Raw genomic sequence first — 256 nt, 5'->3', positions numbered from 1 at the left:
CTGTTGAAGCTGCGTCGGTTGGTGGCGTTGTTCAGCCGCAGGCTGAGGTTCTTCAAGGTGCCGCTCTGCAGGGTGTAGCCGATCTCGGTATCGCGCTCCCACTCATGGCCGTCATTGCCAACCTTGGTGGTGGCGCTGTCGCCACGACCGTAGCGCACCATGGCCAGCAGCCCGGGAATCCCCGAGGCGGCGAAGTCATAGTCATAACGCACCTGCCACGAACGCTCGCCGGCGTTGCTGAAGTTGCCGTTGAACA

Annotated in this window: 1 protein-coding gene; it reads right to left on the bottom strand. The window is 62.5% G+C overall.

All coding sequences use genetic code 11. The features are described from left to right. Window positions 1-256 (bottom strand): OprD family outer membrane porin (locus SB725_RS32395; RefSeq protein WP_410923603.1); only part of this gene is annotated, 256 nt, incomplete at both ends.

The sequence above is a fragment of the Pseudomonas sp. SIMBA_041 genome (assembly GCF_046535095.1).
In the GTDB taxonomy this organism is placed as follows: domain Bacteria; phylum Pseudomonadota; class Gammaproteobacteria; order Pseudomonadales; family Pseudomonadaceae; genus Aquipseudomonas; species Aquipseudomonas mucoides.
The sequence above is the reverse complement of the archived record's forward strand: the minus strand, read 5'-3'. Positions and strand labels throughout refer to the sequence as shown.